The 6427-nt window shown below is 65.6% G+C and carries 9 protein-coding genes and 1 pseudogene; 3 read left to right on the forward strand and 7 right to left on the reverse strand.

Annotated features, from left to right (window positions below; all coding sequences use genetic code 11):
* Nucleotides 1–301: 301 nt before the first annotated feature.
* Together ACFQPD_RS09870 and ACFQPD_RS09875 are read right to left on the reverse strand one after the other, a co-directional pair.
* Nucleotides 302–544 carry a hypothetical protein gene (locus tag ACFQPD_RS09870; RefSeq protein ID WP_385900450.1) on the reverse strand — a complete coding sequence of 81 codons (243 nt, stop codon included), beginning with the start codon at nucleotides 542–544 and terminating at the stop codon, nucleotides 302–304.
* Between the two features lie 32 nt (nucleotides 545–576).
* The gene (locus ACFQPD_RS09875; protein WP_385900456.1) at nucleotides 577–2025 is read right to left on the reverse strand and encodes an IS1634 family transposase; all 1449 of its coding nucleotides are present in this window, start codon (nucleotides 2023–2025) and stop codon (nucleotides 577–579) included.
* Between the two features lie 154 nt (nucleotides 2026–2179).
* On the opposite strand from ACFQPD_RS09875, the pseudogene ACFQPD_RS09880 reads away from it, so the two are divergent.
* Nucleotides 2180–2378 (forward strand): annotated as a pseudogene (locus ACFQPD_RS09880) (PrgI family protein); the annotation flags it as partial.
* 21 nt (nucleotides 2379–2399) lie between these two features.
* Here ACFQPD_RS09880 and ACFQPD_RS09885 read toward each other — a convergent pair.
* The 3 genes from ACFQPD_RS09885 to ACFQPD_RS09895 are packed head-to-tail and all read right to left on the reverse strand — an operon-like array spanning nucleotide 2400 to nucleotide 3739.
* Complete coding sequence (locus ACFQPD_RS09885) at nucleotides 2400–3179, reverse strand: hypothetical protein (RefSeq protein WP_385900451.1); 780 nt, start codon at nucleotides 3177–3179, stop codon at nucleotides 2400–2402.
* A complete protein-coding gene (locus tag ACFQPD_RS09890) occupies nucleotides 3139–3633 on the reverse strand; it encodes a transposase (protein WP_385900453.1) in 495 nt (164 codons plus the stop codon). Before ACFQPD_RS09890 ends, ACFQPD_RS09885 begins: the two co-directional genes overlap by 41 nt.
* Entirely contained in the window at nucleotides 3554–3739 is a 186-nt protein-coding gene (locus tag ACFQPD_RS09895; RefSeq protein WP_385900459.1) for a hypothetical protein, read from the reverse strand. The genes ACFQPD_RS09890 and ACFQPD_RS09895 overlap by 80 nt, the downstream gene beginning before the upstream one ends.
* Between ACFQPD_RS09895 and ACFQPD_RS09900 the strand changes: the two genes are divergently transcribed.
* On the forward strand, nucleotides 3680–4081 hold the full coding sequence (locus ACFQPD_RS09900; protein WP_385900454.1) for a hypothetical protein: 402 nt from the start codon (nucleotides 3680–3682) through the stop codon (nucleotides 4079–4081). The genes ACFQPD_RS09895 and ACFQPD_RS09900 overlap by 60 nt on opposite strands.
* 76 nt (nucleotides 4082–4157) lie before the next feature.
* Here the strand turns inward: ACFQPD_RS09900 and ACFQPD_RS09905 are convergent, their stop codons facing one another.
* The gene (locus ACFQPD_RS09905) at nucleotides 4158–5411 is read right to left on the reverse strand and encodes a helix-turn-helix domain-containing protein (protein WP_385900455.1); all 1254 of its coding nucleotides are present in this window, start codon (nucleotides 5409–5411) and stop codon (nucleotides 4158–4160) included.
* 544 nt (nucleotides 5412–5955) lie between these two features.
* Here ACFQPD_RS09905 and ACFQPD_RS09910 point away from each other — a divergent pair.
* Nucleotides 5956–6201: a recombinase family protein gene (locus ACFQPD_RS09910; RefSeq protein ID WP_366505691.1), complete on the forward strand. Its 246-nt coding sequence runs from the start codon at nucleotides 5956–5958 to the stop codon at nucleotides 6199–6201.
* A gap of 63 nt (nucleotides 6202–6264) precedes the next feature.
* Here ACFQPD_RS09910 and ACFQPD_RS09915 read toward each other — a convergent pair.
* Nucleotides 6265–6427, reverse strand: a 163-nt coding sequence (locus ACFQPD_RS09915) for a cadmium resistance transporter (protein ID WP_385900458.1), incomplete at its 5' end; no start/stop codon positions are given.

Below are 6427 nucleotides of genomic sequence, written 5' to 3' on the forward strand. Positions count from 1 at the left end.
GATCTGCCTCCCCACGACCAGCGGGCGCACGGTCTGCCGCAAGACCTCAAACAGCGATCAGAAGAGGAGAGTGCTGACCCGCCAGCCGCTACAGGACCGAGCCTGCCAGAAGCTCGGCTGGAACCCACTAGAAGAGTGCTTTGCGCATGTGGCCCGACACGGACGTGGGCCGGATTCTCGCCCGCCTCGATGCACACCTCTCTCTTCGACCCGTACTCTGGGGTGCGAGTGGCCGCGATACTTGGTGTATCCGGGGGTTCCTGTCGCCGGTGCTGCTGTCCACGGCATCCAGCGATCGTTCTCACTGATCCGCACCGCGATGCACTCCGACCAGGCCGCACGCGACATCCGCAACGCGAAGGTCGAGCACATCTCCGACCAGGCCCAGCGCGCGAAATCCGGCCAGATCGAAGACGCCTTCCAGACCGCCCAGTACCACGACGCACTCCAGCAAGAAGCAGACATCACCGCCGGCCACCGCATCCTCCGCTATTCCGGCCTCATCGCCGTCTCCGCACCCACCGTCGAACCTGACTTGGCTCATTTAGTGCCCATCGTTCGGGGCCGTCGAGCGGGCTATCGGCGCTGGTGGATCCGATCCAAGAGTTGGGTGACGTTGTCGGGTAGGGGGTCTTCGGCGGTGACGGTCTGGTCGCCTGCCTGGATGTCGATGGTCCGGTAGCGCCGCAGCGTCTTCACGAGCTGTTTGATGCTCACGCCGGTCGATGTCTCGAGCCATCGGGCGACGGCCAGGGCGGCGAACACGATGGTCAGGTGCGCCTCGATCGAGTCGCGTTTGTGGTGGTAGATCGGCCTGGCGCGCAGGTCCGACTTGGACATCCGGAACGACTTCTCGACCTGCCAGAGCTGGTGATAGGCGCCGATCACCATCTCCGCGGTCGGGTCGGGCAGGTTCGTGATGTAGCCCTTCCACCCTGCCAGCGTGCGGGCCTTGGCCTCCAACTCGAGGTTGATGCTCTTCTTGCCGCCGTCGAGGCGGACGAACCGGTTGCGTTTGACCGCGGTACGGCCGGCGACCGCGTCGGCGGCCTTGCGGACCTGCTCATCGATCCCGCGCAGGCTCCGCCGGGCCCGATCGGCGCGGTACTGGTAGTAGATCGTCTCCGCCTGCTGCGCCTCCAACGGTCCGCGGGCCCACGGTTGGGTCAGGACCATCCCGTCCGTGGGTTGTTCGCCGGGGTGGGTCTTCTGCCATTGCTCGAGCTGGTAGAACACCTGCGGGATCCGCTGCCCGACGATGAACCGCAACCCCGCCCCCGCCAACGCCTTCAAGTTACTGTCGGACAGCATCCCGGCATCCGCGACCACGGTCACCTCGGGGAGCCGGTGCGCGGCCATGAACTGCGTCAGCACCGGGATCATCGTGCGGGTTTCGGCCCTGTTCCCCTCGAACGCGTTGACCATCAACGGGAATCCCGTGGCGTCAGCGAGCAGGCCGACGGTGATCTGTGGTTCGAGGCGTCGTTCCTTCGAGAACCCGGACTCGCGGAACCCGTCACCCTCATCGGTCTCGAAATACAGCGTCGTCACGTCATACAAGACCAGGGTCGCCGGCCCCAGACCGGCGTGCTGGGCGAACCCTCCGGCGATCCGGCGCCGCCACTCACCAGCCGCATATGCCGGGAGTCGGCGTTTGATCGTCGGATACGACGGAGGCGTGATGCCGATCTCGTCGAGGACCCGGATCGAGTCCAGCTTGCTCGTCGGCTCGACAAGCCGGGCCAGGACCAGCTGCTTGAACACCTCATCCCCAGCACACGTGCCCTCCAAACCGACGGCACGGTAGCCCCCTGCCAACGCCTCCCACAGATGCTCCGACCGTGACGCTTGGATCGTCAACGCCCGCCCACGCGGCCTCCCATCGCCAAGATCCAACTCATCCTGACCAGCCGTCATCCGCTGCTGAGCGATGGTCTTCAGGACCTCGAGATCCTCCGGGGTGTGCGCGGAACCGATGTGGTCCATGTCCTTCTTCCCGCGACGATTGGACCAGACCACCTGCACGGCGGTCGCGCCGCTGGCGGTCTTGACCGTCCGCACGTAGGGAGACATGCCACCAAGGCTAGAACCAGCACCCGATTAGTGCACACCCCACGGACACGAACCCCTAGTCAACGTGAACTCGACCCCCAGATCCGGCAATGGTGAGCCAAGTCAGGACATCACCGCCGGCCACCGCATCCTCCGCTATTCCGGCCTCATCGCCGTCTCCGCACCCACCGTCGAAGAACTCGACGCCTCTCGTCGCCGCCATCGAGCAAGCAGCGATCCAAGCATCCTGCGAGACCGGGCTGCTCGTCGGGCAGCAAGCCGCCGCATTCACCGCTGCCGCTCTCCCGCTCTGCCGACAGGCATAGAGCACAGGGCGTCGGAGATACTCAGTCGCGTTCTCGGGGTAGCTGGCGGAACTTATCCTGGGCAGGGCGACTGACTCTCGCAAGCACGCTGGCCAACTCGGCCAGGGTCTCTTCGCCGAGCATTGAAGGATCGGTGACCATCCTGGACATCAGCTCCCGAACCTCGTTGGGCGGCAGTTCGGCAATCCTCGCTTCGACCTCGGCGATGTTCTCGGCGTCGATGATGTCCGCGCTCCGAACCATCGTCAGCTGTTCCTCACTGAATGCACGCGCGGCCATTGCTGCGAGATACCGCGCTTGGGCTTCAGCGCTCGACATCTTCGGGCGAGATACGGCCACGGCGCTCTCAGCTTGAACTTGATCGGCGCTCTCGGGGAGGTGATCAGACTCGAGTAGAGCGCGGTCTGCCTTCAGCGGGCGTCTTGAACGTAGCTGTGAAAATCGGGCGCGCTGTTCGCCTACGAAAGGACGAACTGACCCCGTCCACCACTTCTTGACGTGTGGCTTGGCCCGCTCGATTCCCTTGGCCATGAACGCGATGAGCACCTCGCTGATGAGATCAGCGAGTTCCTGCTGTTCTGGCGTAAGGCGCCTCTCTTCGGCTGGGACGTAGACACGCTCTGTGACGTACTCCGTGACATAGACGGGATCGGGGTCAACCTCATCCGCAGGGACGAACCGTGCGCTTCCCCTCAAGCTGCCGTCAGCATCGAACAGGTTCTGGTGAAGCCCGCCCTCCTTCTTGCGTCCGGGCGTCAAGTCATCGTCGTCCCACTCGTAATACCCCGGAATGCGTCCCACGGCCCCATCGTATCGAGCGAGCTCGCGAGCAACCGTGGAACCGGAGACCGGTGCGCACCTCCCCGTCAGACGGCACCAGGAGGTCACCATGCCCACGTTCATCGATTCCACTGCCGATGCCGCTGAGGCGTCCGAGGTGCTGCGGGGTCTCGCGGCAAGCCCGTCTTGGCCAACGTCGACTTTGGGGGCTCTTCACACTTGCGGTGGGGGCACTCCCAGCCCGCCGCCGATGAGGAGCATGCGTAGTCGGGTAGTTCCCCCTGTTGCGGAACCCGCGGGCGATACGCCGGTGGAGCTCGATCAACCCGTTGATGGCCTCGCTATTGCTGGCGCGGCCGGTGTCGAAGTAGGACAAGAACGCGTTCTTCCACTGTTCAGGGTTCGGCCGAGGCGGGCGACTTCCGGTCCGGCCAGAGCCGGTCACTGAGCCGGCTCCGTTCCACGACTGGCTCATCCAGCAGGTCGGCCGCAACGACCTCGCGGGCGACTACGCGGCGGGCGTGCGCGACAGCGAGCACCGCGTCGCCCACACCGCCGACGAGCTCCTGGCGATCTTCCACGAAGTCTCACACTCGCCTGAGGCTTACGACGCCGTGGTCACCTCGATCGCCGAATGGATGCGGACAGAACCATCCTCAGCCGCCGTTCGTACCGAGCGGATCGGCAGGGATTCGTCCGAACATCGAGGGTGGGGCGCAGGCGCCGGGACGACGGAGCGCTACGAGTACCGGTGCCCTTGCGGCGACGGGAAGATCATCGAGGATCACGACAATGTCCCCGGCTTCCGTGAGCACGATGTGTGGATCGCCTGCGAGAAGTGCCGCGCGGAGTGGCGCTTCGTCGAGCGCAGGGGCGTTCGGGGCTGGGCGCTGGAACCCGTGGCCGTCCGCCCTGCCGCATAGGAAGAGAGGCTGAAACCGCGCGCCGCACCGAGCCGAAGCAAATCCGGCTCGGTGCGGCGCTTGCGGGAAAGCCGGACTACACCGACTCGTCGCGGGCCGGTGGCTGGATCATCAGCACGTTGGAGACCCCGCCTTGATTCACGCAGTCCTGCGCGAAGTCGTGAACGTGCCAGAAGAAGTCAAGCGGGGGCTCGACGGCGTTGATGGTGGTCTCGACCGGGGTGTAGCGGTGCAGCGGAACCGAAACGCCGTCGTAGGCGTAGCCGAAGTTGTCCTTGGTCAGGATCGTCAACGGCTGCTCGCCGGCCCATTCGATCCCAAGGCGCACGTCGTACTCGTCGTTGCCGGTCGTCTCTGCTGTGGTCCTCGCAAGCGCCAGCAGATCGGCGATGGCGCACTCGATGGCGGCAGACTCCACCTGCCAACCCTCGAAGTACCCGTCGCTGCTCATGCGATGCCCGCCGACAGCCGCGGCGACCATCACCGAGCCGTCATGGTGGACGTTCATCCACGCTTCCTTCCAGATCGAGCGCTCGCCGGTCGCCGTGTTCACGGCTACCCAGCGCCGCAATCCAGGACGCGGATTGTCACGGTCGACGTTCTCCAGCGGGTGGATGCCTCCGCGCCCGGCGTAGGTCAGGGCCAGCCCCACGGTCCTGGTCAGCACCCCTCGTGCCTCGTCACGGGTTAGCCGTTCGCGCACGCGAGGGATGCGAGGGTGAGCCACTGCGACCAGCCACGCGCGCTTGTCAGAGTCCCTCCCCGTTGCCGCCTCGTCGTACAGCGCGTCCAATGCCTCGGTCGCGTGCCGGCGCTCCTCGAACCGAGCCCGGTACATCGCCTCGATCTGGCGCTCCTTCATCCACACCGTGTCCGAGTCGTTTCGTACTGGCGCCGCGAAGTAGTCGTTCTTGTAGATCAGGTGCGGCCCGTCGATGCTCGCGGGCACCTCCACGACGACAGCCCGGTTCCCTTCGGCCCCGAGGCGATGCACGTTGAGCCCGAAGACGGGCGGCGATATTGCGGTGATAGCCGCGCTCCGCAAGGAGCGCTCGTAGGCCTCGTCGAGCTCGCCTACATCGACTCGTTCCGTCGCCGCCTTCTGCGACTCGCGCACGCCAAACACGATGACGCCACCGCCGCTGTTCGCCATCGCAGCAACGTCCTTCGGGAAGTCCGTCTGCGGCAGGCCCCTGGCTGGCGGCAGCTCCGACTTCCAATCCAGATCGTCCGCCTCCACGACGCCCGCGGCCACCGCTGTATCGAGCAGGTCGTCGGTCAGCGGTGACGGCGCGATGCCGAGCGCTCGGTGTAGAGCCGTGAACATCATGCCCCCCAGCGTAGGGAGGATCGCCGACACGACCTGCGGAAGGGCTCGTTCCCTCTGCCTGCTGTCGCCGGTCAGTCGTCGCCGCGCGTCTTGTCGATCGCGGCGGTCCTGACCGCCTGCGCGTTCGGGGTCTCTGACTCGGGGGAGCACGGGACATCTCGACCCAGTAGCCGTTCGGCCACCCGAGCCAGGCAGGCGAAGTGCTCTCTGAGAAGGGCGGGCGAGTGACGTCATGACCGTCGGCGGACTCGGCCTCCAGTCACGACTTGGTTGCCACTCGAGGACGCACGACCCTGGGCATGAGCGCACGGCATCCCCTGACATCCCTCCAGGCCCCAAGATGTGCGAACCGGGCGCCGCCACGGCAGCGCAGCATGATCCACTCCCTACTTTTGACGAATCTCCGCCCGAGCGTCCCGATCTACAAACTACCGAGCGCAGAAGTGCACAGAGTGAAGCGCGGCTCGACAACTGATGTTGTCGAGCCGCCGCCTAGATTAGATAAATGGGCTTCTATCTAAGATAGGTTCAAAGTAGGAGTGTCATTCACGTCCTCGCGTTCCCGGAGATCGACACCACGGGGCCGTTCGGCACCGCGCTGCTGACGATCCTCGGGGCACTGGCTCAGATGGAACGCGACGTTCTTGCCGAGCGCGTGCAGGACGGACTTGCGGCAGCCAGGGCACGCGGTCGCACCGGCGGCTGTGGCTTCGTTCGCTTGGTGGCGGGGTTTTTGCAGCGCTCCGTGGCGGTCTTGTTGCCGCGATCACGCAGGACTGGCTGCAGGTAGGTGTCGCGGTCTGAACCGAGAGGGGTGCGCCCGGTCGGGGCCGTTTGGATCGCTGCCGCTACGTCAGAGTCCGAAGGCTCCGCCGCTGACGAGGATCACGATGCCGAGGCCGATGAGAACGATGGGGAAGAGGATGTGCTCCCAGCGTTCGAGCACTTCGGCGATCGGGGGGCGGGTGGCGACGAACTTTGCCAGGGCCACCAGGACCGCGACGAGCGCGAGGAAG

Source organism: Tessaracoccus sp. O5.2 (genome assembly GCF_964266725.1).
GTDB classification, from domain to species: Bacteria; Actinomycetota; Actinomycetes; order Propionibacteriales; family Propionibacteriaceae; genus Arachnia; species Arachnia lapidicapta.

What these genes read in the sequence shown, in the direction of transcription:
- ACFQPD_RS09905 (WP_385900455.1), bottom strand. Translation starts at nt 5,411, where the DNA reads ATGATGTTCACGGCTCTACACCGAGCGCTCGGCATCGCGCCGTCACCG.
- ACFQPD_RS09890 (WP_385900453.1), bottom strand. Translation starts at nt 3,633, where the DNA reads ATGAGCCAGTCGTGGAACGGAGCCGGCTCAGTGACCGGCTCTGGCCGG.
- ACFQPD_RS09870 (WP_385900450.1), bottom strand. Translation starts at nt 544, where the DNA reads ATGAGCCAAGTCAGGTTCGACGGTGGGTGCGGAGACGGCGATGAGGCC.